Annotated in this window: 21 protein-coding genes; 6 read left to right on the top strand and 15 right to left on the bottom strand. The window is 71.9% G+C overall.

Annotation, left to right across the window (positions count from 1 at the left end; all coding sequences use genetic code 11):
• The first annotated feature begins 7 nt into the window (after positions 1 to 7).
• Complete coding sequence (locus B7X32_RS00105; RefSeq protein ID WP_292714180.1) at positions 8 to 1,066, top strand: hypothetical protein; 1,059 nt, start codon at positions 8 to 10, stop codon at positions 1,064 to 1,066.
• Positions 1,067 to 1,205: 139 nt separating this feature from the next.
• Here B7X32_RS00105 and B7X32_RS00100 read toward each other — a convergent pair whose 3' ends face one another.
• The 4 genes from B7X32_RS00100 to B7X32_RS00085 all read right to left on the bottom strand — a co-directional run bounded on the left by B7X32_RS00100 (position 1,206) and on the right by B7X32_RS00085 (position 5,915).
• Positions 1,206 to 1,832 (bottom strand): response regulator transcription factor, encoded by a 627-nt coding sequence (locus B7X32_RS00100; protein WP_292714177.1) that lies wholly within the window; start codon positions 1,830 to 1,832, stop codon positions 1,206 to 1,208.
• Positions 1,829 to 3,127 (bottom strand): sensor histidine kinase, encoded by a 1,299-nt coding sequence (locus B7X32_RS00095; protein ID WP_292714174.1) that lies wholly within the window; start codon positions 3,125 to 3,127, stop codon positions 1,829 to 1,831. The genes B7X32_RS00100 and B7X32_RS00095 overlap by 4 nt, the downstream gene beginning before the upstream one ends.
• A gap of 211 nt (positions 3,128 to 3,338) precedes the next feature.
• The gene (locus tag B7X32_RS00090) at positions 3,339 to 4,367 is read right to left on the bottom strand and encodes a LacI family DNA-binding transcriptional regulator (RefSeq protein ID WP_292714171.1); all 1,029 of its coding nucleotides are present in this window, start codon (positions 4,365 to 4,367) and stop codon (positions 3,339 to 3,341) included.
• Positions 4,368 to 4,442: 75 nt separating this feature from the next.
• Positions 4,443 to 5,915 (bottom strand): family 1 glycosylhydrolase, encoded by a 1,473-nt coding sequence (locus B7X32_RS00085; RefSeq protein WP_292714168.1) that lies wholly within the window; start codon positions 5,913 to 5,915, stop codon positions 4,443 to 4,445.
• Positions 5,916 to 6,122: 207 nt separating this feature from the next.
• Here B7X32_RS00085 and B7X32_RS00080 point away from each other — a divergent pair, with 207 nt between their 5' ends.
• The 4 genes from B7X32_RS00080 (at position 6,123) to B7X32_RS00065 (ending at position 8,486) form a co-directional block, all read left to right on the top strand.
• Complete coding sequence (locus tag B7X32_RS00080) at positions 6,123 to 6,644, top strand: adenine phosphoribosyltransferase (protein ID WP_292714165.1); 522 nt, start codon at positions 6,123 to 6,125, stop codon at positions 6,642 to 6,644.
• Positions 6,645 to 6,788: 144 nt separating this feature from the next.
• Positions 6,789 to 7,037, top strand: a complete 249-nt coding sequence (gene purS / locus B7X32_RS00075) for a phosphoribosylformylglycinamidine synthase subunit PurS (RefSeq protein ID WP_045271780.1) — start codon at positions 6,789 to 6,791, stop codon at positions 7,035 to 7,037.
• On the top strand, positions 7,034 to 7,741 hold the full coding sequence (gene purQ / locus B7X32_RS00070) for a phosphoribosylformylglycinamidine synthase subunit PurQ (protein ID WP_292714156.1): 708 nt from the start codon (positions 7,034 to 7,036) through the stop codon (positions 7,739 to 7,741). The genes purS and purQ overlap by 4 nt, the downstream gene beginning before the upstream one ends.
• A gap of 154 nt (positions 7,742 to 7,895) precedes the next feature.
• The gene (locus tag B7X32_RS00065; RefSeq protein WP_292714153.1) at positions 7,896 to 8,486 is read left to right on the top strand and encodes a dihydrofolate reductase family protein; all 591 of its coding nucleotides are present in this window, start codon (positions 7,896 to 7,898) and stop codon (positions 8,484 to 8,486) included.
• 129 nt (positions 8,487 to 8,615) lie between these two features.
• Here B7X32_RS00065 and B7X32_RS00060 read toward each other — a convergent pair whose 3' ends face one another.
• From B7X32_RS00060 to B7X32_RS00030, 7 genes are all read right to left on the bottom strand, one after another.
• Positions 8,616 to 9,044 (bottom strand): DUF1761 domain-containing protein, encoded by a 429-nt coding sequence (locus tag B7X32_RS00060; protein WP_292714149.1) that lies wholly within the window; start codon positions 9,042 to 9,044, stop codon positions 8,616 to 8,618.
• A gap of 199 nt (positions 9,045 to 9,243) precedes the next feature.
• On the bottom strand, positions 9,244 to 10,800 hold the full coding sequence (locus tag B7X32_RS00055) for an SDR family NAD(P)-dependent oxidoreductase (RefSeq protein WP_292714146.1): 1,557 nt from the start codon (positions 10,798 to 10,800) through the stop codon (positions 9,244 to 9,246).
• Positions 10,801 to 10,972: 172 nt separating this feature from the next.
• A complete protein-coding gene (locus tag B7X32_RS00050) occupies positions 10,973 to 11,731 on the bottom strand; it encodes an SDR family oxidoreductase (RefSeq protein ID WP_292714143.1) in 759 nt (252 codons plus the stop codon).
• Between the two features lie 82 nt (positions 11,732 to 11,813).
• Positions 11,814 to 12,953, bottom strand: coding sequence for an NAD(+)/NADH kinase (locus tag B7X32_RS00045; RefSeq protein ID WP_292714141.1), 1,140 nt, complete (start codon positions 12,951 to 12,953; stop codon positions 11,814 to 11,816).
• Positions 12,954 to 12,957: 4 nt separating this feature from the next.
• Positions 12,958 to 14,589, bottom strand: a complete 1,632-nt coding sequence (gene gcvPB, locus B7X32_RS00040; RefSeq protein ID WP_292714137.1) for an aminomethyl-transferring glycine dehydrogenase subunit GcvPB — start codon at positions 14,587 to 14,589, stop codon at positions 12,958 to 12,960.
• Positions 14,586 to 15,962 carry an aminomethyl-transferring glycine dehydrogenase subunit GcvPA gene (gcvPA, locus tag B7X32_RS00035; protein WP_292714134.1) on the bottom strand — a complete coding sequence of 459 codons (1,377 nt, stop codon included), beginning with the start codon at positions 15,960 to 15,962 and terminating at the stop codon, positions 14,586 to 14,588. Before gcvPA ends, gcvPB begins: the two co-directional genes overlap by 4 nt.
• A complete protein-coding gene (locus tag B7X32_RS00030; protein WP_292714132.1) occupies positions 15,959 to 18,082 on the bottom strand; it encodes a beta-galactosidase in 2,124 nt (707 codons plus the stop codon). The genes gcvPA and B7X32_RS00030 overlap by 4 nt, the downstream gene beginning before the upstream one ends.
• Positions 18,083 to 18,241: 159 nt before the next feature.
• On the opposite strand from B7X32_RS00030, the gene B7X32_RS00025 reads away from it, so the two are divergent.
• Positions 18,242 to 18,898, top strand: a complete 657-nt coding sequence (locus B7X32_RS00025) for a GntR family transcriptional regulator (RefSeq protein WP_292714130.1) — start codon at positions 18,242 to 18,244, stop codon at positions 18,896 to 18,898.
• A 137-nt stretch (positions 18,899 to 19,035) separates the two neighbouring features.
• Here B7X32_RS00025 and B7X32_RS00020 read toward each other — a convergent pair whose 3' ends face one another.
• The 4 genes from B7X32_RS00020 to B7X32_RS00005 form a co-directional block, all read right to left on the bottom strand.
• The gene (locus B7X32_RS00020; RefSeq protein ID WP_292714128.1) at positions 19,036 to 19,932 is read right to left on the bottom strand and encodes a carbohydrate ABC transporter permease; all 897 of its coding nucleotides are present in this window, start codon (positions 19,930 to 19,932) and stop codon (positions 19,036 to 19,038) included.
• A complete protein-coding gene (locus B7X32_RS00015; protein ID WP_292714126.1) occupies positions 19,929 to 20,873 on the bottom strand; it encodes a sugar ABC transporter permease in 945 nt (314 codons plus the stop codon). Before B7X32_RS00015 ends, B7X32_RS00020 begins: the two co-directional genes overlap by 4 nt.
• Before the next feature lies 1 nt (position 20,874).
• Positions 20,875 to 22,191, bottom strand: coding sequence for a sugar ABC transporter substrate-binding protein (locus B7X32_RS00010; protein WP_292714124.1), 1,317 nt, complete (start codon positions 22,189 to 22,191; stop codon positions 20,875 to 20,877).
• 190 nt (positions 22,192 to 22,381) lie between these two features.
• Positions 22,382 to 23,331 (bottom strand): hypothetical protein (locus B7X32_RS00005; protein ID WP_292714121.1); only part of this gene is annotated, 950 nt, incomplete at its 5' end.

Raw genomic sequence — 23,331 nt, 5'->3', positions numbered from 1 at the left:
GGGGCGGATGAGCGCGGATCCGCACGCCGCGGAGCCGATCCGGGTCGACCTCTCGGCCCTGCGCACGCCGCCGGGCATGCGCACGCTGCTCGCCTATGAGCGGGCGGCGCGCATCCCCCTGCACCGGCGCTTCTTCGCCGTGCTCGCCGGAGTGCTGCTGCTCACGGCGGCGATCGTCGTCGCGCTCTGGTGGCTGGGCTCGATCGGGATGCTCTCCCGAGTGCCGCTGCTCGCCGTGGTCGGCGTCTTGTACGGCGCGCTGGGGGCGGTCGGCTTCGTCTGGTACGCCGTGGGCCTCTCCCGCCGCGCACGTCTGGCCATGTTCGCCGGGGCGAACGGCTGGGCCTATGCGGATCTGCTGCAGGGCACCCGACGTCCGGGGTCGGCGTTCACGCGCATGCGCCGCTCGATCGAGCGCGGCGTGATCGCCTCGGAGGATGAGCGCCTCCCGTTCGAGCTCGGCCTCGCACGTTCGGTCGGCGGTCGGGATCAGGCCGCGACCGTGCAGCGCCCCTTCGCCTTCGTGGAGCTGCCGCTGCCCTCGAAGGTCCCGCACATCGTGCTGCGCAACCGGCGCCGCAGCATCGTGCCCACCCTGGGGCTCGGCGGCGCGCGGATGGACCTGGAGGGGCACTTCGCGTCGACGTTCCAGCTGCTCGTGCCCGAGGGGTATCAGCGCGACGCCCTCTACATCTTCACGCCCGACCTCATGGCGCGGATCCTGGATCTCGGCGCCGGCGCCGAGCTCGAACTGGTCGAGGATCGCGCCTACGTGTATCTGCCCGGCGGCACCCGGTTCGACCGGCCGGACGTGATGCAGAGGACCGTGCAGCTCGCCGAAGAGCTGCACCGACGTTTCGCGGCGCGGACGGGCCCGTACCGCGACGAGAGCACCGGCCCGATCGAACGACCGGAGGGCGTGGCGATCGGGTTGGGCGGACAGCGCCTCGGCGGACAGGGCGTGTCCCTGCTCGCCGTGGCCGGCGTATCGGCGGCGGTGATCCTCTCCGCAGGGATCACGGCGTTCGCGCTGTTCGGCGGGGCGATCCTGCGGTCAGGGGGTTGACCGCGGGCGCCGATCTCTTGGGGGGATCGGCGACCGACGCCCCGTCTCCTGCGCCGTGCACGGCAGGGAGGCGGGGCGCTTCGGCGTCTGCGGCCGGGCCGGATCGGCGCACTGAGGTGCGCCCCTGCGCCCGCCGCGGTCAGCGCCGGATGATGCGCTGCTCGATCGCGGCGGCGACGGCTCCGGCCCTGGTGTCGACCCCGAGCTTGCCGTAGATGTGGGAGAGGTGCGACTTCACGGTCGCCTCCGAGACGAACAGCGCCTTCGCGAGCTCGCGGTTGCCGAGTCCGTCGGCCAGCAGCTCGAGCACCTCGACCTCGCGCTCGGTCATGCGCGGCTCCGGCGAGGCGGCGCGGCGCATGAGCACCGCGGCGACCGAGGGGGCGAGCGCCGGTTCTCCCCGCGAGACGGCGTGGATCCCGGCGAAGAGCTGGTCGGGCGGGGCGTCCTTGAGGAGGTAGCCGGCCGCCCCGGCGTCCAGCGCGCGCAGGATGTCCGACTCGCTGTCGTAGGTGGTCAGCACGAGCACGGCCGGCGGATCCGGCAGCGCGCGGATGCGTGCCGTCGCGACGATCCCGCCCTCCCCCTCGCCCAGGCTGAGGTCCATGAGCACCACGTCCGGCCGCTCGGCCTCGACCGCCAGGACGGCGCCGGCGGAGTTCGACGCCTCGCCCACGACCACGAGGTCGTCCGTCGACTCGAGCAGGGCGCGCACGCCCGCCCGGACGACGGGGTGGTCGTCCACGAGCACGATCCGCAGGGTCATCGGCTCTCCTCCTGCGGATCCGGTCCGGTTCCGTGCTCGGCGGACGGGACGGATCCGGATCCGTCCAGGGCGCGGGGGAAGACGAGCGACAGCGTCGTCCCCTCCCCCGGGGCGCTCTCGACCTGCAGGGCGCCGCCGAGCTGCGCGATCCGCTCCGCCATCCCCGGGATGCCCTGGCCACGGCCGGCCGCACGGCGCTGCGCCGCCCTGGCCGTCATCGCGGAGGGTCTCGCGTCGAAGCCGACCCCGTCGTCGCGGATGTCGAGGCGCAGCTCATCGGGCTGAGCGGTCAGGCTCACCACGGCCCTGGTCGCACGGGCGTGCTCCACGACGTTCGCGAGCGCCCCGCGCGTGGTGCGGATGATGGCCGACGCCACAGGGAGGGGCACCTCGGTCGCGGTGCCGTGGCTGCGGAACTGCACGTCGACGCCGCGCCCGGCGGCCTCGGCGACCACCCGCGCGAGGGCGGCGGGGAGGGATCCCGCAGCGCCCTCGAGCTCGCCGGGGGCGAGGTCGCGCACCACGCGGCGCACCTCGTCGAGCGCGGACCGCGCAGTGCCCGCGGCCGCGCGCACCTGCTCCCTGGCGGCGTCGGGACGCCGCTCCCAGCCCTGTTCCGAGGCCTGCAGCAGCAGGTTGATGCTGGAGAGGTCCTGCCCGACGGAGTCGTGGATCTCGCGCGACAGCCTCGCGCGCTCGGCGAGCGCGCCGGCGCGGTGCTGCGCGGCGGACAGGTCGGCCTGCGTCGCGGTGAGCTCGTCGAGCAGCTGCTGGCGGGCGAGCGCCTCGCGGTCGAGCGCGCGGTACGCGACGATCGTGGCGAACGCGATCCCGATCGGGCCGGCGACGAGCGTCGGGTCGAACAGCGCGGCCAGGCGCAGCTCCGCGACGATCACCACCGCGGTCATCGCCGTGATCGCGGTCGTCGCCGGCCAGAACGGGAGGATCTGCAGCACCGCGAAGGCGAGCGGGACGGCGCACCACCCGAACGACGGGGCCACGAGCGTCAGCACCGCCCAGAGCACGCACACCAGGAGCGCCCAGGTCGCCGGCCACGCGCCGCGACGGGGGACGAACCCCTGCAGCACGGCGGCCACGACCAGCACGGCGGCACCGGCGAGGACCGGCACCGCGTCCTCGCCCTCGCCGTGCCGGAGCAGGTACCGGATCGCGCTCACCACGATCAGCGCGATGAGCACCACCTGCAGCGCCCGCCCGAACCGCACCGGCGCGAGGATCCCGCGCACGCCGTCGCCGGGGGCCGCCTCGCGCTGCGCCTCGGACCGCGGTTCCATGGGCTCAGCCTACGAACGCCGCGGCCCGATCCGCATCAGCCGATCGGCTACGGATCCGTCGGTCACGGCACCCATGCCCACGCGCATTCGGGTTACGCACGGCATCCAGGTTCCGGTCCCCGCACCGTATTCAGGACGGATCGAGCGTGTTCACGTCCATCTGCCGCTTTCCGGCCTCTGAGCCGATTCCATCCTGAATTCGGTCCGCGCATCACGCCGACCCGCGCACCACCAGCTCGGTGCCGAGGGTCGTCCGGTGCGGAGGGGCGGATCCGGTGAGCCGATCGATCAGCACGCCCGCGAGGGCCTCGCCCTGCGCGTGCATGGGCTGGCGGATCGTCGTGAGCGGCGGATCCGTCGACAGCGCGACGGGCGAGTCGTCGAAGCCGACGATCGCGACGTCCTCGGGAATACGCACGCCCGCGCCGCGGAGCGTCCGCAGCACGCCGCGGGCCATGAGGTCGCTCGCCGCGAAGACGGCGTCGGGCAGGGCGCCTGCCGGTGCGGCGGCGCGCGCGAGAAGCTCCTGTGCCGCACGCGCCCCGCTGGCCTCGGAGTAGTCGCCCGCGATCTCGGCGAAGGGCTCCAGCCCGTCCTCGGCGAGACGCGCGCGGAAGCCGGCCAGCCGATCCACGCCGCCCGCCATCGAGAGCGGCCCTGTCACGGTGGCGATGCGCCGTCGCCCGATGCGTCGCAGGTGCTCGACGGCCTGCCGGGCTCCGGTGACGTTGTCCACGTCCACGAACCAGTCGTCATCGCCGCCGTTCGTGCGGCGTCCGCCGAACACGACGGGCACCGCCTCGACGATGCGGTCGACGAAGGCGTCGCTGTTGTGGTGGGACAGGATGATCGCGCCGTCCACGCCGCCGTTGCGCACGAAGCCCGTCATCCGGCCGCCGGGGTCGTCGCTCGCGATCAGCAGGTTCAGGATGTAGTCCGAGCGCGCCACCCGGTCGCTGATCCCCGCCACGACGGCGCCGAAGTACGGGTCGCCGAAGAAGCGCCGGGTGTCCTCCGGCACGACGAGCGCGATCGCATGCGTCTGTCGAAGGGCGAGGGAACGCGCCGCCCGGTTGGGGACGTAGCCGAGGCGCGCGATCGCGTCCCGCACCGCGGCGAGCGCGTGCGGGCTCACCGCGGTCGACCCGTTCACGACCCGGGACACCGTCGACCGGGACACGCCCGCCGCGGCGGCGACCTCTTCGATCGTCGCGCGCCCCGAGACCTGCGGATCCGCCATCCGATCCTCGGATCCTGGGCCCTCGCCCCTCGCCCCGGTGCGTCCGGCTCCGGTGCCGGACCCTCCGGCCATGTCTCAGACCGCCCTGGCCGCGATGATCCTGGCGTACTCGCGCCCGGAGTCCTTCACGATCCGCTCCTGCGTGTCGTAGTCGACCCGCACGATCCCGAACCGCTTGCCGTAGCCCCAGGACCACTCGTAGTTGTCCAGGAGCGACCACGCGAAGTAGCCGCGCACGTCGACGCCCTCCTCGATCGCGTCGTAGGTCGCCGCGACGTGCTCGCGCAGGAACATGGCCCGCTCCGCGTCATGCACGACCCCGCCGGTCGTGATCCCCGTCGCGGGATCCACACGCCCGCCCTCGAGCTCGTCGTCGTAGGCGGCGCCGTTCTCGGTCACATAGAGCGGCAGCCCCGGCGCGTACTCGGTGCCGAGCCGGCGCAGCAGCCGGGTGAGCCCCTCTGGCTGCACCTCCCAGCCCATGCCCGTGCGCGGCAGCCCGCGCTCGACCCAGTGCACGTCGTCCGCCGCGGGGAACGGAGAGCGCGTGCGCCGCACGCTCTCGCCCTCGACGCCGCTGTCGTGCGGTGTGCCCTCGCCGCCCGGCTGCGGCGTGCCGGAGAGCAGCTCTCCGTGGTAGTAGTTGATGCCCAGGCAGTCCAGCGGCGCGGCGATCGTGTCGAGGTCGCCCTCGTGGATCGCGGCGGCCCAGCGGCGCACCGCGATCGGATCCACCTCGCGGATGTCCGCGACGACGTCGGCAGGGTAGGCGCCGCGGAGCACCGGGTCCAGGAACCAGCGGTTGAACTGCCCGTCGATGCGGCGTGCGGCGTCGACGTCGGCGGGGTCGCGCGCGTCGGCGGGATCCGCGACCGTGAGGTTCAGGGTGATCCCGAGGTCGAGCTCCGGATCCCGCTCCCGCAGTGCTCGGATCGTGCGGCCGTGCGCGAGCAGCAGGTGGTGCGCGGAGAGCATGCCGTCCTCGATGCCGACCCGGCCCGGCGCGTGCACACCCGCGGTGTAGGACAGGAACGAGGAGCACCACGGCTCGTTCAGCGTGGTCCAGTGCTGCACGCGGTCGCCGAGCGCGTCGTGCACGCTGAGCGCGTACTCGACGAAGCGCTCCGCGGTGTCGCGGGAGGTCCAGCCGCCCTTCTCCTCGAGCGCCTGCGGCAGGTCCCAGTGGTACAGCGTCAGCCAGGGCACGATGCCGCCCGCGAGCAGCTCGTCGACGAGGCGGTCGTAGAACGCGAGGCCGGCGGGGTTTACCGCGCCGCCGTCGGGGCGCACGCGGGCCCAGGAGGTCGAGAAGCGGTAGGCCTGCAGGCCCAGCTCGCCCATGAGCCGCACGTCGTCGGCGTAGCGGTGGTAGTGGTCGCACGCGACGTCGCCGGTCTCGCCGTTCAGCACGGCACCGGGTTCGCGGGCGAAGGCGTCCCAGATCGATGCGGTGCGGCCGTCCTCGAAGGCGGCGCCCTCGATCTGGTAGGCGGCGGTGGCGGCTCCGAACAGGAAGCCGTCGGGGAATCGGCGGACGGACGTGTTCAAGGGCGCTCCTTCGCTCGGTGCGTCGTCGGGGCGGCGCGGTGGGGGCTGCGCTCGCGATGAGGCGCTCGACGCGACGCCCGTGCCGCAGGCTCCCGCCGCAGACCCGTGCCGCAGGACAGCGCGCCCGGCGATCCGGATCAGGCTATGGGAGCGCTCCCACGATGTCAACCGTCGGGTCGCGCGCGCTCGCCCGCGTACCCTGGACCGGTGACCATCTCGCCCGCGCTCGTCCGTGCCGAATCGCTCATCCGCTCCATCCCGGACCACCCGGAGCCGGGCATCCTGTTCCGCGACATCACGCCGCTGCTGGCCGATCGCGAGGCGCTGCAGGCGACGACCGAGGCCCTCGTCGCGCCGTTCCGCGGATCCTTCGACGTCGTCGCGGGCATCGAGGCGCGCGGGTTCATCCTCGCCGGAGCCGCGGCGATCGAGGCGGGGACGGGCTTCGTGCCGATCCGCAAGGCGGGCAAGCTCCCCCTGCCCGCCGCGTCCGTGGACTACGCACTGGAGTACGGCACCGCCACGATCGAGATGCACGACGACCTGCCCGCGGGATCCCGGATCCTGCTCATCGACGACGTGCTCGCCACGGGCGGCACCCTGGCCGCCGGCCGCAGGATCGTCGAGCAGCTCGGCTATCGGGTCGCCGGGATCTCGGTGCTCTTCGAGATCGACGGGCTGGGCGGCCGCGACGTCGCCGGCGACGTGCACACCGTGTTCCGCAGCTGAGCGCTAGAACCCTCGTCCTGCGTGCGCCGGCCCGTGCCGGGAGGGCGCCCGCGACGGCCGCGGGCCAGGCCGCCCCGGCCGAAGGCCCTGTTTCCGCGCGATAGACTGGCCGCTGCCCCCTCCCGCGACATTTCGGAGCCTCGAATGCCCACCATCGTCGTCGACGTCATGCCCAAGTCCGAACTGCTCGACCCGCAGGGGAAGGCCGTCTCCGGAGCATTCGCCCGCACCGGCGTGACCGCGTTCAGCGATGTCCGCATCGGCAAGCGCTTCGAGCTCACCGTCGACGGCGAGGTCACCGACGACGTGCTCGCCGAGGCCCGGCGGATCGCCGAAGAGGTGCTCTCCAACTCCGTGATCGAGGACGTCGTCGGCATCGAGGTCGCCGAATGACGGTGCGGATCGGGGTCGTCACCTTCCCCGGTTCCCTCGACGACCGCGACGCCCAGCGCGCCGTGCGCATCGCCGGCGCCGAGCCGGTCGCGCTCTGGCACGGGGCGCACGACCTCGAGGGCGTCGACGCCGTCATCCTCCCCGGCGGCTTCAGCTACGGCGACTACCTGCGCTCCGGTGCGATCGCCGCGCTGTCGCCGATCATGACCGAGATCAAGGACGCCGCCGCCAAGGGCATGCCGATCCTCGGGATCTGCAACGGCTTCCAGATGCTCGTCGAGGCGCACCTGCTGCCCGGCGGCCTGATCCGCAACGACCACCAGCACTTCGTCCGGCGCGACCAGAAGCTCACGGTCGAGAACGCCGACACGGCGTGGACGAACGAGTTCTCCCGCGGGCAGGAGATCATCATCCCGCTCAAGAACGCCGAGGGCGGATACATCGCCTCCGACGAGACGCTCGACCGCATCGAGGGCGAAGGCCTCGTCGCCTTCCGCTACGCGGGTGTGAACCCGAACGGATCCCTCCGCGACATCGCCGGCCTCACCAACCCCAGCGGCAACGTCGTGGGCCTGATGCCGCACCCCGAGCACGCGACCGAGCCCGGCTTCGGCCCCGACACCGCCGCCGCGATGCGCAGCGGCGTCGACGGCCTGCCGTTCTTCACGAGCGCGATCTCCGCGATCGCCCGCGTAGCCGCCTAACCCCCCCCTTTTTTTCCTCTCCACTTCCGAGTCGTCCCCGTCAGCGGATCCCCCCGGGTCCGCTCACGGGGACGACTCCGTTGGTGGCGGGGGCGTTGCGCGTGCGGAGGCGCGGGGTTAGCGTCGAGAGCGTCCCCGAGGATGGGAGAGGCGCATGGCCGGTCGGTTCGTGTACTGGATGAACGTGTCCCTCGATCTGCGGATCGAAGCCGCCCCCGGCGACGAGGGCGGCGGCGACTGGATGCGGATCGACGAGCCGCTGCATCGCGAGTTCAATCGCCGTGCCGCGGATCTCGCCCTCATGGTGCAGGGCCGGCGCGTGTTCGAGATCATGGAGTCGTTCTGGCCGGCGGCGCGCGACGACCGGTCCCTGCCCGAGTACATGCAGGAGTACGGCGCCATCTGGACCGACAAGCCGAAGATCCTCGTCTCGCGCACCCGCACCGAGGCGCCGTTCCACACGCGGGTCATCGGCGAGGACGCGGTCTCCCGGCTCGCGGAGGTCCGCGCCGAGACCGAGGGCAGCATCGGCGTCGGCGGGGCGACGCTCGCCACCGCGCTGCTCGAGGCGGGCCTTCTCGACGAGCTCCTGCTGTTCACGCATCCGGCGATCCTCGGATCCGGTCGCCCGCTGTTCGACGATCCGCGCCCCGGCGAGACCAGGCCTCCGGTGATCCTCGATCTGCTCGAGCAGGCCGCCTACGACCAGGGCGTCACCCTGCACCGCTACGCGATCCGCCGCTGACCGCTCGCTCGCGCCCTCGCGCTCGCGTCGCCCTCGCCCCTCCTGGGCGCCACCCCTATTTCGAGTCGTCCCCGTCAGCGGACGCTATGGGCTCCGCTGACGGGGACGACTCGAAGTGGGAGGCCGCGGTCAGCCGAGAGCGGGCGGCCAGACCCCGATCAGGACGGCCATCACGACGACCGTGACGAGTTCGTGCGCGATGTTCAGCACGGTCAGCGAGCTGGGGCGCCCCTCGAAGGCGTCGTGCGTGATGAACCGCGCCGCCGTGAACCCCATCCACAGCGTGATCGCCGTGACGAGCGCCGACAGGAAGAAGGATCCGCCGTAGAAGTGCCAGGCGATCGCCGTGGCGCCGGCGAGCACCCAGGCCGTGAGGAAGCTCACGATCACGGTCGCGATGATGGCGAGGACGGGGCTGCCCTTGGGGTTGTCGAGGTCGACCCCCGCGAGGCGGGCCCAGCGGGCGCCGAGCACGCCGCGGGCGTACCAGATGGATCCGACGACCATGCTCGACGCGGTCGCCAGCAGTACGGCCCAGTAATTGATCTCGGGAACCATCACAGCCTCCTCGGGTCGGTGCCGGACGCCGACGGCGATCCCGTGCGCTCAGAGTACCGCCGAGGATCCGCGACACCACGCCGCCTCCGCCGCACCCGTGCGCGAGCCGCGAGCCTCCCACCTCCGAGTCGTCCCCCTCAGCGGACGCTATAGGCGCCGCTGAGGGGGACGACTCGGAGGTGGGGAACCCGCGACCGGGTCACCAGGGGCTGGGCTCGTAGTCCTTCAGGAACACGCCGTGGACGTCCTCGCCGGCCTCGCCGCGCACGATCGGGTCGTACACGCGGGCCGCGCCGTCGACGAGGTCGAGCGGGGCGTGGAAGCCCTCCTCCGCGAGGCGCACCTTCGTGTAGTGCGGGCGCTCGTCGGTGATCCAGCCCGTGTCGACCGCGGTCATCAGGATCCCGTCCGTCTCCAGCATCTCGCCGGCGCTCGTGCGGGTGAGCATGTTCAGCGCGGCCTTCGCCATGTTGGTGTGCGGGTGCCCTGGGCCCTTGTACCGACGGGAGAACTGGCCCTCCATCGCCGAGACGTTCACGATGTGCTTGCGCCGTGCGGACGAGGCCGCCATCGACGGACGCAGCCGGCTGATGAGCAGGAACGGCGCCGTCGTGTTGCAGAGCTGCACCTCGAGCATCTCGAGCGGATCCACCTGGTCCACGCTCTGCACCCAGCTGTTCACGCGGTTCACGTCGGGCACGAGGCCGCCCGCGTCGATCGCGGTGCCGTCCGCATGCTTCGCGAGCGAGGAGGATCCGGGCGCCATCGCGAGCCGGGCCAGCTCCTCGGCCGTGAGCGCCTGCCCGCCCTGCTCGGCGATCGTGCCGCCGAGCGAGGCGATCGACAGCAGCGGGTGCGCGTCGACCGAGGCCTGCAGCGCCTCGGGGTGCGGATCGGCGGTGTGCCCGAAGGTCTCCATCTCGGGCAGCGGGCCGTTCGGGAGCGGCTGCAGCTCGGCATCGGCGAGCAGCGAGTACGCGCCGGGCGAGCGGCGCACGGTCTGCGCCGCATTGTTGATGAGGATGTCGAGCGGGCCCTGGGCCGCCACCGAGTCGGCGAGCGCGATCACCTGGGCGGGGTCGCGCAGGTCGATGCCGACCACGCGGAGCCGGTGCAGCCAGTCGGCCGAATCGGGCAGCGCCGCGAACCGGCGCACCGCGTCGCGCGGGAACCGCGTCGTGATCGTGGTGTGCGCGCCGTCGCGGAGCAGCCGCAGCGCGATGTGCATGCCGATCTTGGCGCGCCCACCCGTGAGCAGGGCGCGCTTGCCGCTGAGGTCGGTGCGGGCGTTGCGCTTGCCGTGGCTGAACCGGGCGCAATCGGGGCAGAGCTGGTGGTAGAACGCGTCGACCGTCGTGTACAGCTGCTTGCAGATGTAGCAGTTGCGGGGCTTCAGCAGCTCGCCGGCGGTCGGGGCGTCGGTCACGCTGCTCTCGAGGTCGAGGCCGCGCGTCTCGTCGTCGATGCGGTCCGGAGCGCCCGTCGCGGTCGCGGCGATCACGGCGCGGTCGGCCTCGGCGATCGCATCGCGGATCTCCCTGCGGCGCACGCGCTTGGCGGCCTTGAACATGGCCGAGGTCGCCCGGCGGACGGCGATGAAATCGGGGTGGTCCTGGTCGAGCCCGTGCAGCTCGGCGAGCACTCTGAGCGTGGTCGCGAGGTCGGTCGGGTCGATGCCGGATCCGACGGCGTCGCCGCCTGTCGTGGCGCTACGGTCGCTCTGCGTCAACGGGGCGTCGGAGGGGGCGTCGGTCATTGTCACGATTTTACGCGAGCCGGCTGGATGCGAGCCCGGGCCGGGGTGGGCCTGCCGAGTGCACGGCTCGCTGCCGAGCGCACGGCTTCTTCGCGTGGAGAAGCCGTGCACTCGGCAGGATCCCGTGCACTCGGCAGGATCCCGGCCCAGGGCCCCGGCCAGGGCGACCGGCTCAGGCGATGCCGCCTCCGTCGACGACGAGGGCGGCTCCGGTCACGTACGACGACTCGTCGCTCGCGAGCCAGACGACCGCGGCGGCGATCTCGGAGGGCTGCCCCATCCGGTTGAGCGGGCGCTCTGCGGCCTCGGCGAGGAAGCCGGCCTGGTCCTGACCGAGCTGACGGGCCTCGTCGCGGAGCATGCCGGTGTCGACGTCGCCGGGGTTCACCGAGTTGACGCGGATGCCCTGCGGGCCGTGGTCGATCGCGAGCGCGCGGGTCATGTTCACGACCGCGCCCTTGGACGCGCAGTACGAGATGGCCTGGCCGCCGCCCTTGAGCCCCCAGCCGGATCCGGTGTTGACGATGGATCCGCCGCCGTTCGCCGCCATGATCGGCACGACGTGCTTGCACATCAGGAAGATCGCCCGCACGTTCACGCCGAACACGCGGTCCCACTCCTCGACCGTGGTCTCGACCGCCGTGGTGCGCCGGATGATGCCGGCGTTGTTGAAGACCACGTCGACGCCGCCGAAGCCGTCGACGACCGACGCGACGACGCGCTCGATGTCGGCCTCGCTCGACACGTCGGCGCCGATCGCGACCGCGGATCCGCCGGCCGCACGGATCTCCTCCGCGACGGCCTCGGCGGCCTCCGCGTTCAGGTCGACGACGGCGACGTTGGCGCCCTCGGCGGCGAAGGCGAGGGACGTGGCGCGGCCGATGCCGCCGGCGCCTCCGGTGACGATGGCGTTCTTGTTCTGCAGACGCATGGGGTGCTCCTTGCGGGTCGTGGTCGGGTCGGGGTGCGGTCGGGATCCGGTCCTGCCGAGAGGCGCGGGACCGGGATGCGGGTCAGGGGACGAGGGCTTCTGGCGCGGCGACGGCGTAGAACGCCGAGGCCGCGGCGCCGGTGAGGACGCGGATGTGTCCGGCGAGGGAGGCGTCGAGGTCGGGATCGCCGGTGTCGACCAGGAGCGGACGTCCGCCGAGGTCGACGAGCTTCTGCTCCGGGGCGACGACGAGGAGCGGATCCGCGCCGAGCGCGCGGATCACGCGTGGGGACAGCTGCTGATTGCCGCGGCCGAGCAGGAACCCCTGCCCGCCGATCACGGTGACAACGACCTGCGCGGGGCCGGCGGCGACCTCGGCGAGCAGCCGGCCCTCGTCGGCGCCCGCGGCCACGAGGCGCCCGTCGAGCACGACGTCCACGCCGAGCGGGGTCTTCGCGATGCCGAGCTCCGCGGCGATCTGCGCCGTGGTGCCGCCGGGGCCGAGCAGGTACCGGACGCCCTGACGCATCGCGCGGACGGCGCTGCGCGCGGCGGCGGCGACCGCGTCCTGCTCACTGACGGGCGTGGGCGCCTTGCGCGCCTGGGTGCGCCCGAGCCGCTGCGGCACGCGCAGGCTGCCGTAGAGCACCGGCTCCACCCGCGCGCGGCGGAGAGCGGCCTCGTCGACGTCGAGCACCTCGCGCACGGCCGTCGGCACGGGCTCGGATCCCAGCCAGTCCGCGGCGAGGGCGCCCGCCGCGATCGGGGTCACGGCGAACACGGGCGAGTACATCTTCACGCCCGCGGGGATCCCGAGGACGGCCGGGGCGGATCCCGGGGCCGCGCCCAGCCCCCGCACGGCGTCGCGCAGGGTGCCGTCGCCGCCGGCCACCAGCACGAGCGAGGCGCCTGCGGCGGCTACGGCGGCGACCGCCGCGGCGGTGTCGTCGGGCGTGGTCGCGGTCGAGGAGGGGGTGAACACCACGACCGGCTCGAGCCCCGCGTCCGCCACGGCCGCGGCGCCCATCGACCCCGCGGCGGTGAGGATCCGCACCCTGGGGTGCGAGCGCGCGAGCACCGCCAGCGTCTGTCCGGCGCGCTCGTGCGCGCGAGGGGCGGAGCCGTGCTCCGCCGCCTGCGCCTGCACAGCCGCGCCGTCGGAGCCGGCGAGGCCCGCGGGCCCGCCGACTCCGGCGACAGGGTTGACGACGAGTCCGATCACGGGATCAGGATCCGGCGGCGACGACGGCGAGTTCCACGTCCGGCAGGGCGCTCGCGGCAGGACCGGCCGGGACCTCTCCGAAGTACTTCCGGCGGTAGGCGCGCCAGGTGATCGCCCAGCGCTCCGGGTCGTCCAGGTCGTCGTGGTGCGTGTGGTGCACGGTCTGGTTGTGCGGCGCCGTGCGCACCAGCTCCGGGTTCTCCCTGGCCTCCTGCGCGACCTGCGCGAGCGCCGCCACGTACTCGTCGATCTCGGCCTTCGAGTAGCACTCGGTGGGTTCCAGGGTGAAGGGCTGGGGCACGACGTAGGGGTGGTGGCTCGTCCAGTAGTGGAAGCCGTAGTCGGCCATCCGGATGCCGATCTCCTCCGAGCTGATGCCGGTCTCCTCGAACAGCTCCTGCCACGAGTACCGCACCTGCTCGATGCGGCGGCGGCCGGTCGCATAGGGCGCGGACGCCCCCGGGATCTCGAGCACCTTCTTCAGCAGGTAGTTGTTGTTCAGGACCGCGATCTGCGAGGCCGCGAGCATGCCCTCGGCGCCGAGCGCCATGATCCACGCGTACGCCCGCACCACGTGCAGGATCACGCCGTGCGCCGGTGCCACGTGCCCGATCGACAGGTCGCCGGGCTCGCGGACGACGAAGCGCCCCTCCACCTTCTCCACGCGGGGACCGGGCAGGAACGGCGCGAGCGCCGCGCTCACCGCGTTGGCCGCCGCACCGGGGCCTCCGCTGCCGTGCGGGGCGGAGAACGTCTTGTGCAGGTTGAACTGGCACACGTCGAATCCGGCGTCGCGGGCGCGCGTGATGCCGAGGATGCCGGCGGCGTTGGCCTGGTCGTAGGAGGCGAGCGCACCGACCTCGTGCGCGGCGTCGACCCACTCCTCGATGGCGGGGTTGTAGATGCCGGTGTCCTCGGGGTTGGTCACCATGATCGCGGCCGTGCGCTCGGAGAGCGCGGCCTTGAGCGCGCCGAGGTCCGGGTAGCCGTCGGCGTCCGGGTAGATCGTGATGACCTTGTACCCGGCGACCTTGGCGGCGGCCGCGTTGGACGGGTGGCTGAAGATCGTCGTGATGACCTCGTCGCGCTGGGCGGCCTCGCCGCGCGACGCGTGGTAGGCGCGGATCATCGCGATGTTGGTCCAGATGCCGGCGGATCCGCCCGGGGAGGCGAGCGACACCGCGTCCATGCCGGAGATCTCCGCCATGAGCCGTTCGAGCCGCCAGATCGTCTCGAGCGCGCCCTGCGTGTCGGCCGGATCCTGCGCCGGGTGCAGCGCCCGCAGCTGCGGAACCTCGATGAGCTGGTCGTTGATCTTCGGCGAGTACTTGATCGTGCACGTGCCCTGGCCGATGTCGACGTTGAGGTCGGATCCGAGATTCTCCTGGGACAGGCGCAGGTAGTGCTTGAGCACGCGCATCTGCGCGATCTCGGGCAGCGCCGGCGGGGTCGGGCGGCGCATCCCCTCGGGGAGCGCGGCGACGACGTCGCCGACGGCCTCCCGCACGGACGGCTCGACCGGCGTCACGAGGACGCCCCTCTCGCCCGGCGCGGACAGCTCGAAGACGATCGGCTCGTCCCAGCTGGCCTGCTGGAATCGGCGGGGGCTCTGCTTCGGGGCGACGGGAAGGCTCACGCGTCCTGCTCCTCGGTGTCGATGGCCGTCGCGAGCGCGGCGGCGAGGCGGTCGATGTCGGATGCGGAGGTGGCCTCTGTCACGCAGACGAGCAGGGTGTGCTCGTCCACCACGACGCCGGGCTCGATGCCCTCCGCGCGCAGCGCGGTGACGACGTCGGCGGTCCGGGCGGTGTCGAAGCGGACCGTGAACTCCCGGAGGTGCAGCGCGTCATCCCCGAGGGCGACTCCCGGGATCGCGGCGAGCTGCCGCTGCGCGTACGCGGTGCGGGCGAGCAGCAGCTCGCCGAGGTCCGCCATGCCCTGCGGTCCCATGAGCGCGAGGTGCACGCCGGCGGCGATGCCCCACAGCGCGGCCGCCGTGCCGACCCATTCCTTGCCCTCCTCGCGGTGCGCGAAGGAGGTGCGGTCGTAGGCGACGTCGCCGAAGCCGTATTCGCCCGGCACGTCGGTCGACTCCAGGCCGAACAGCCGGGACGGCATCTCCATGACGAACCGCGGCTCGTCATGGACGGCGATGAAGCCGGCGTGCGCGCCGCCGAACCACTGGTGCAGCCCGAGCGACTGGATGTCGCCGGTGACGATGTCGGCGCCCTGCAGGGCCGGCGGGGTCAGCACGCCGTACCCGATCGGGTCCGTGCCCACGACGACGACCGCGCCGACGGCGTGCGCCGCGTCCGCGATCTCGCGCAGCCGCGTCTCGACGGCGCCGGTGAAGCTCGGCGTCTCGACCCACACGGCCGCGACGTCGTCGGCCAGCCGCGCCAGCAGCGCCCCGAGGTCGGCGATGCCGCCCGCGGTGGGGATCCGCTCGATCTGCAGGCCGGCCCGCGTGTAGTCGCCCACCTTCGAGTCCTTCTCCGGCAGCACGTCGCTCAGGGCGAGCACGACGCCGCGGCCGGTGAGCCGGCCGGCCATCGCGAGACCCGTGGCCGCGGCCTGGTAGCCGTCGTAGGTCGGCACGTTCACGACGTCCATCGCGAGCAGCTCCGCCATGAGCGACTGGTACTCGAACAGCGCCTGGAACCGGCCGTGGTCCTCATAGGGCTCGCCCGCGTAGGCGGTGAGGAACTCGCTGCGGCGGATGACCTCGTCCACGACCGCCGGCACGTAGTGGTTGTACGTGCCCGCCCCGAGGAAGCTCAGGCGCTCCTCGGTGGTGCGGTTCTGCGCCAGGATCCCGCGCACGTGACGGGCGAGGTCCTGCTCGGCCGTCAGCGGTGCCGGCACGTCCAGCGGACGGCGCAGGCGCAGGTCCTCCGGCACGTCGGCGTAGAAGTCCTCGATCGAGGCGGCGCCGACGGCGGCGAGCATCTCGGCGTGGGTCTCCGGCGCCGTGTTCGGGATGTAGGGATGCACGAACGTCTGCGTCATGCCAGCTCCTTCGACGGGGTGGCCCGGGTGGTCCGGGGGGTAGGGACGAGGGTGAGGAAAGGGATGGATTCCGACCGCGGCGAGGCGATGACCGCGACGCCGTAGGCGCCCAGGGTCAGCTCTCCCGCGGCCTCGGATCCGGTGATCAGATCCCGGCCGGAGATCGGCAGGTCGAAGGTCACCGGGTCTGCCGCGTGGTTCAGCAGGAACGTGTAGTCGGTCGTCCCGTCCGAGCGGGTCACGGCCTCGGCCTGCACGGAGTCGTCGTCGCGCGCGGGCAGGCCCGCCGTGCGGAGGACGTCGCGGAACACCGCGGCGAGGCCCTCGGGCTGCAGCATCGCGCTGACGTACCAGGCGGATCCCGACGCGTGGGGGCGCCGGGTGACCGCAGGGCGTCCCGCGAGCTCGCCGGTGGCGTACGCGCCGCGGATCTCGACGTCCGCATCGGCCTCGATCCACTCGCCCCAGTGCGGCACCGTGAGCTCGGCCTCCCCGTAGGAGAGGCGCTCGGCGACGCCGTCCGCGATCGGCCACTGCTCGTCGACCTCGATGCCGAGCAGGTCGCGCAGCGGACCGGGGGCGCCGCCGTCGTGCACCTTCTCGGTGCTGTCGACGACGCCGGAGAACGGGCCGACCACGAGCGTCCCACCGCGCGCGACGAAGGCGCGCAGCGCCGCGGTCTGCGACTCCTCGAGGATGTACAGGTTCGGCGCCACGATCACGTCGTAGCGGTCGAACGGGGTTCCGCTCGCCTCGCCGCCCACGCGCACGGCGTCGACCGGGTGGCCCAGCGCGTACAGGGCGCGGTGCCAGGCGCGGGCCTGCTGGGCCCACTGCAGCCGCTGCGAGGGCAGCGACTCGACCGCGCTGGATCCCCACCAGGAGTCCCAGTCCACGACGAGGCCCACGCGCGAGCGCACCCGGCTGCCGCGCACCGGCTCGAGCCGCTTCAGCTCGAGGCCCAGCGCCTTGGTCTCCTGAAAGCTGCGCGACCGCTCCCCGCGGTGGCCGAGCATCGAGGAGTGGAACTTCTCCTGGCCGTACTTGGCCTGGCGCCACTGGAAGAACATCACGGCGTCGGATCCGTGCGCGACGGCCTGCAGGCTCTCCACCCGGATCTTGCCAGGGGCCTTCGGCACGTTCACGTCGCGCCAGCTCGTCGCACTCGCCGACGACTCCAGCAGCAGCCAGGGCCGCCCGCCCTTGAGCGCGCGCATGAGCCCGTAGTTGAGGGCGGCGCCGACGTGCGAGGTCGGATCCATCGGATCCGGATAGGCGTCGTCCGTCACCACGTCCTCGCGCTCGGCGAAGCGCCAGTAGTCGAGGTCGCGGAACATGCTCATGAAGTTCGTGGTCACGGCGATGTCGGGGGTGACCTCGCGCAGCACGTCGATCTCGACCTGGAAGAGCTCGAGCATCGCGTCCGAGGAGAACCGCTCGAAGTCGAGCAGCTTCGTGGGGTTGATCGGACCCGGCGCCTTCTTCGGCGTCTCGATGTGCTCCCACGACGTGTAGCGCTGGCCCCAGACGTTGACGCCCCATGCTTCGTTCAGTCCGTCGAGGTCGCCGTAGCGGTCCTGCAGCCAGCGTCGGAAGTGCCGGGCGGACTCGGGGCACCAGCAGCGCGAGACGTGATCGCCGTACTCGTTCGAGATGTGCCACATCGCCAGGCCGGGGTGCTCGCCGTAGCGTTCGGCGATCGCCCGCGTCATGCGCGCGACGTTCTCGCGCCAGATCGGCGAGGACGGGCAGTAGGTCTGCCGCGAGCCGAACTCCAGGCGGTGGCCGTCGGAGTCCCAGGGCGCCATCTCGGGGTGCGCGCGCAGCAGCCAGGACGGCGGGGTGGCGGTCGCGGTGGCGAGGTCGATGCGGATGCCCGCGTCGTGCAGCAGCCCCAGGATCCGGTCCAGCCAGCTCCAGTCGTAGACGCCGGGCTCCGGCTCGAGCTGCGGCCAGCTGAAGATCGGCAGGCTCACCATCGTGACGCCGGCCTCCTGCATGAGGCGGATGTCCTCGAGCCACACGTCCTCCGACCACTGGTCGGGGTTGTAGTCGCCGCCGAACGCCAGGGCGTCGATGCGGACCTCGCGGATCCGCCCGTCGTCGAGATGCTGGGCCACGAAGGCTCCTCCCTGAGTCTTTTCGTGCACGTGCCGTGCCGATGACGACGTTTCCGACCGTCAGGTGTATTTTGTATACATAACACTATGACGCGATCGTGATCACGTCAACAGCCCGAGCCTCGAGCACTGTCGCTAAGGTTCCACTGGAGGGGAAAGATGGCCATCGAACGCAAGAACCTCCGTTCACAAGTGCGCGAGGAACTCCTCGCGCGCATGCGCACGGGGAACGTCCGGCCCGGCGAGGGCATCAACGAGGTGCAGCTCGCCGCCGAGCTCGGCGTCAGCCGCACGCCGCTGCGCGAGGCGCTGATCGCGCTCGAGTCCGAGGGGCAGATCTCCAGCGAGAACGGCAAGGGCTTCCGCTTCGTGCCGCTCAGCGCCGGCGAATTCGAGGATCTGGCGCCCGTCATGGCGACGCTGGAGAGCCTCGCGCTCGAGCTCAGCCCGGTCGAGGACCTGAAGGCCGTGGGCGCGCGCCTCGTCGAACTGGCCGAGGCCTTCACGGACGAGCACGTCGAGCACTCCCTCGTGATGACGAAGGACGACGAGTGGCACGCCCTCATGCTGTCCGTCTGCCCGAATCGGCGCCTCCTCGACGTGATCGAGAGCGTGCGCGGATCCTTCCACCGCTACGAGGCCCTCCTCGTCGCCGAGGACGTGAAGATCGACCGCGTGGCCGCGGAGCACGCCGCGATCGCCCATGCCCTCGCCGCCGGCGACGTGCCCGCGGCGATCGAAGCGCTCAAGCTCAACTGGCTGCACGGCATGCGCCGGATCCTCGACAACTCGTCGAGCGCGTACTTCTCGGCCTGAACCCCGCTCGACGCCGGGACACCTGCAGGACCCGGGAACGGATGCACGACGGATCCGGCGATCGGATCGTGCATCCGTTCCCAGGTCCTGCAGGTGGCGCCGCCACAGAGACGCTCCCGCTCGCGGCAGGCGAGCCGTCAACCCTTGACCGCGCCTCCGAGCAGGCCCGCCACGAACTGCTTCTGGAACACCAGGAACAGCACGAACAGCGGAAGGGTCGCGAGGAGGGATCCGAGCATGAGCCCGGAGTAGTCGACCCTGCTCAGTCCGATCATCGTGTTCAGCGCGACCGGGACCGTGTACCTGTCCTCGCTGTTCAGCATGAGCAGCGGCCAGATGAACGAGTTCCACTGGCTGATAAACGTGTAGATCACCAGCGCCGCGATCTGCGGCCGGGCGACAGGGAGCACGATCCGGTAGAACGTGCGCAGCTCGCCGGCTCCGTCGATCCTCGCCGCCTCGATGAGCGTGGCGGGGAAGTCGAGGAAGCCCTGCCGCATGAGGAAGATGCCGAACGCGTTCGCCAGGAACGGGACGATGAGCGCCTGGTAGGAGTCGATCCATCCCGCGCTCGCCATCATCTGGAACAGCGGCACGAGCAGCACCTGCATCGGGATCATCATCGTGACGAGGATCGCGCCCAGCAGCACCCCGCGCCCGCGGAACCGGTAAGTGGCGAGGCCGTAGCCGCACATGATGCTGATCAGCGAGCTGAACACCGTGTAGACCACCGCCACGAGCACGCTGTTGAGCATCACCTGGCCGAAGCCGATGCTTTCCTGCAGCCGGCCGAGGTTCTGCCAGAACTCGCCACCGGGCAGGAGCGGCAGCGGCGTGACGAACAGGTCGCTGGTCTTGTGCGTGGAGGCGATGACCATCCACAGGAACGGGACGAGCGCGAGCACGCTCGCCACCACCAGGATCGCGTAGACCGGCGCCCGCAGGACGATCCTGCGCACCAGCGGCTCTCCGGAACGGCCGGCGGGCTGCCCGCTGCGCCTGTCGCGGCCGGTCGTGATCAGCTGCGTCGTCATGGCTTCTCCCTCATGATGCGGAACTGGATCACGGCGATGATCCCGGTGAGGATCACGAGCATCCAGGCGATCGCGCTGGCGTAGCCGAAGTCGAACTGCTGGAAGCCGATCTTGTACAGATAGAGCACCGGGGTGAGGGTCGCGTTGTTCGGGCCGCCCCCGGTGAGGATGAAGTTCTCGTCGAAGAGCTGCAGCGCGCCGATCGTCGACGTGACGCTGGTGAAGATCAGCACGGGCCGCAGCTGCGGGACGACGATGTGCCGGAAGATCTGCCAGCGCCCCGCGCCGTCGATGCGAGCGGCCTCGTAGAGCTCGGGCGGGATCGCCTGCAGGCCGGCGAGGATGATGACCATGTTGTAGCCGGTCCAGCGCCAGGTGATCGACGCGATCACGGCGACCCGCGCCCACCACTCGTTGTTCAGCCAGTCGATGGGCCCGGCGCCGCAGAGCGCGAGGAACTGGTTCAGCAGGCCGCCGTCCGTGGTCATGATCACGCGGAACACGACGGAGTAGGCCACGAGCGTCGTGATGGCCGGCAGGAACGTCAGCAGGCGGAACCCGGCGCGGAAGCGCAGCCACGCCTGATTCAGCAGGTACGCGAGACCGACGGCGAGCGCCATCATGATCGGCACCTGCACGACGAGGATCAACAGCGCGTTGCCGAGGCTCTTCAGCACCAGCGGATCCCGGAGCATCCGCGCGTACTGGTCGAATCCGACGAACGTGCTCACACCGCCCGAGGTGCGGAAGAAGCTCTGCAGCAGCGACACCGCGAGGGGGTACGCGAAGAACAGCACGAGCAGCGCGGCCGCGGGAAGGGCGAACCACATCCCCGGCCGCTGCATGCGCGCGGCGAGACGACGACCCGTGCGAGGGGCGTCGCGACGGCTCTCGTCGCGACTCCCCTCCGCCGGAGGCCGCCGCACAGTGGCGACCGTCACGTCAGCCCGCGATCTTGCGGCCGGTCGAGTTCGCGATCTGGGCGGCCGCGTCGTCCAGCGCCTTCTTCGGATCCTCCCCGTTGAGCACCGCGGCGCCGACGGCGTTCGTGACGGCGTCGCTCGCGACCGACTGGTCCGAGGCGAAGGCGATGGACGGGATCTTCGGCGTGAGCTCGGCGAAGGTCTGGAACACCTTCTCCCCGCCGAAGTAGTCGCTCGGCTGCTCGAAGAAGTCGGCCTTGAGCGCCGGCAGGTATGCCGGGAAGAGCCCCTCCTTCTGCATCATGCTCGACTGGTTGCCGCTGTTCGCCAGCACGTAGGCCATGAAGTCGGCCGCGAGCTGCGGGTTCTTCGCCTGCGCGGGGATCGCGAGACCGGATCCGCCGTTGTTCGAGGTCGGCGCGCTGCCGCCGTCGAAGACCGGCAGGTCGCGCACGGCGTACTTCCCGCTGAGCTCCGGCGCCTCGCCCTCGAGCGTCCCGATCCACCAGACCGCCTCGGGGGTGACCGCGGAGTCGCCGTCCTTCGCGCTCGTGACGCTCGCGTCCCAGCCCTTGGCGTTCGTGAGCAGCCCCTTCTGCTGCATGGTCTGCAGCAGGGTGAGCGCGCGCACGGCCTCGGGCGAGTTCACGGTGATCTCGCCCTTGTCGTCGAAGTATCCCTTGCCCTGCTGCTGCAGGTACATCGAGAGGGATCCGCCCGCGGAGAGGTCGGCCGTGAGCAGCGTGTGCCCTGTCGCGGCCTTGATCCTCTCCCCCGCCGCGACAAGGTCGTCCCAGGTCTTCACGGCGGAGGGATCCACTCCCGCGGCCTGGAAGTAGTCGGTGCGGTAGTACAGGCCCACGGTGCCGGAGTCCCAGGGGGCCATCCGCAGCGCACCGTCCTTGCCGGTGCCCGTCGACCACTTGAACGGGTCGAAGTCGGCCTTCTTGTCGCCGAGCACGGGCGAGAGGTCGGCGAAGCCCTTCGGGAACTGCGCGAGGTAGCCCTGGTTGTGATCCGTCTCGAGCGTGATCATGTCGGGGAGTCCTGTGCCGGCCTGCAGGCCGACCGAGATCTTGTCGTAGGCGTTGTCGTAGCCGATGTCCACGACCTTGATCGTGGTGCCCTTGTGCGCCTTCTCGTAGTCGGCGCCGAGGCGCTTGAGCGCGGTCGCGGCGACGTCCCAGGACCAGACGGTGATCGTGCCCGTGGCCTCCGCATCCGCCTTCAGGGCCTCGCCGCTCGTCGGCGCCCCTCCGCCGAACGCGCATCCGGACAGGGCGACGGCCGCCACAGCCCCCGTCGCCAGCGCGAGCATGCCGCGTCGCTTCATCATGACCTCCTCGTCAGAATTGGATATTGCATACAGTACACGCGTGGTTACGCTAACACCAGGCCCCTCGAGGCCGGCTCCGCCGACGCCACTCAACGCACCGCAAGACGCCGAAACCCCCACAGAGAGTCGAGGCCCCCTCCTGCGTACGCGCCTGCGAGGGGGTCTCGACTCTCTGTGGGGGTCTCGCGCGTCAGCGGCTGAGCTCCACCGCCAGATCGATGAACAGCGCGGCCGACCAGCCGAACGCCGTCGTCGCGCGCTCGGCCTTGAGACCCGTGCGCGGGTTGAAGTATTCGTGCGGGCCGCCGCCGTGGATCACGAGGCGCACGGTCTGCTCGCGCAGCGCCCTCGCGCGCTCCGGCCGACCGGCCGCGTCCAGCCCCTCGGCGATGAGCGCACTGGTGTTGATCCAGATCGGGCCGCGCCACATCCGCTCCGGGGAGAAGTCGGGATCCGCCGCCGACACCGTCGGCAGCCCCCACTCCAGCGCGTACCGCTCCGGGTCGTCGATCGCCTCGAGGAGGGCGGTGCGGGCGTCCTCCGGCAATCCGTCCACCCGCAGCGGCATGAGCCCCACGACGGTGTCGCTCACGATGCGCGCCGCGTCGCCGGATCCCGGACCCAGGGCGACGAAGCGCCGCGCGGCCGGATCCCACAGCCGCTCCATGAGGAGCGCGGTCGTGCGCTCGGCACGGGCCAGATGCGGCGCGAGGGGGTGATCGGGCAGGTAGCGGGCGGCGAGTGCCGCGATCTCGCGGTCCTGCTGCACGAGATAGGCCGCGAGGTCCGGCGCCGTCGTCGGGATCGGCCCGTCGAACACGGGGCTGTCGTCGAGTCCGGAGGAGTACGGATGGCCGTACTCCGGCAGCCCGTCGCCGTCGAGGTCGGATCCGTTCCGCTCCGGCCCCGCGAACCACCAGTCCTGCGAGCGGATCACGCGCTCCAGCTGCGCCGCGGCCCACTCCGGCGCGTCCTCGGCCTCGAGCACCTTGCGCAGCGCCCACGCGGCGAGCGGCGGCTTGGTGAGCGGCACGGGAGCGCTCGGATCGGCCACCTGCGAGCCGGCGCGGCGCAGCGTCGCCCGGTCCGACTCCGGCAGGTCGTCGCTCGTGGCGAGCACGCCCTGCTCGTGCACGACGT

The sequence above is a fragment of the Microbacterium sp. 13-71-7 genome, from assembly GCF_002257455.1.
In the GTDB taxonomy this organism is placed as follows: domain Bacteria; phylum Actinomycetota; class Actinomycetes; order Actinomycetales; family Microbacteriaceae; genus Microbacterium.
This window is presented reverse-complemented; position numbering and strand designations above follow the sequence as displayed.

Excerpts from the sequence above, each read along its gene's own strand:
- B7X32_RS00090 (WP_292714171.1), bottom strand. The coding sequence starts at position 4,367 with ATGGCGGATCCGCAGGTCTCGGGGCGCGCGACGATCGAAGAGGTCGCC.
- B7X32_RS00010 (WP_292714124.1), bottom strand. The coding sequence starts at position 22,191 with ATGATGAAGCGACGCGGCATGCTCGCGCTGGCGACGGGGGCTGTGGCG.
- B7X32_RS00050 (WP_292714143.1), bottom strand. The coding sequence starts at position 11,731 with ATGCGTCTGCAGAACAAGAACGCCATCGTCACCGGAGGCGCCGGCGGC.
- B7X32_RS00100 (WP_292714177.1), bottom strand. The coding sequence starts at position 1,832 with ATGACCCTGCGGATCGTGCTCGTGGACGACCACCCCGTCGTCCGGGCG.
- B7X32_RS00105 (WP_292714180.1), top strand. The coding sequence starts at position 8 with ATGAGCGCGGATCCGCACGCCGCGGAGCCGATCCGGGTCGACCTCTCG.
- purS (WP_045271780.1), top strand. The coding sequence starts at position 6,789 with ATGCCCACCATCGTCGTCGACGTCATGCCCAAGTCCGAACTGCTCGAC.
- gcvPA (WP_292714134.1), bottom strand. The coding sequence starts at position 15,962 with ATGACGCAGACGTTCGTGCATCCCTACATCCCGAACACGGCGCCGGAG.
- B7X32_RS00020 (WP_292714128.1), bottom strand. The coding sequence starts at position 19,932 with ATGACGACGCAGCTGATCACGACCGGCCGCGACAGGCGCAGCGGGCAG.
- B7X32_RS00025 (WP_292714130.1), top strand. The coding sequence starts at position 18,242 with ATGGCCATCGAACGCAAGAACCTCCGTTCACAAGTGCGCGAGGAACTC.
- B7X32_RS00060 (WP_292714149.1), bottom strand. The coding sequence starts at position 9,044 with ATGGTTCCCGAGATCAATTACTGGGCCGTACTGCTGGCGACCGCGTCG.
- purQ (WP_292714156.1), top strand. The coding sequence starts at position 7,034 with ATGACGGTGCGGATCGGGGTCGTCACCTTCCCCGGTTCCCTCGACGAC.
- B7X32_RS00065 (WP_292714153.1), top strand. The coding sequence starts at position 7,896 with ATGGCCGGTCGGTTCGTGTACTGGATGAACGTGTCCCTCGATCTGCGG.
- B7X32_RS00095 (WP_292714174.1), bottom strand. The coding sequence starts at position 3,127 with ATGGAACCGCGGTCCGAGGCGCAGCGCGAGGCGGCCCCCGGCGACGGC.
- B7X32_RS00055 (WP_292714146.1), bottom strand. The coding sequence starts at position 10,800 with ATGACCGACGCCCCCTCCGACGCCCCGTTGACGCAGAGCGACCGTAGC.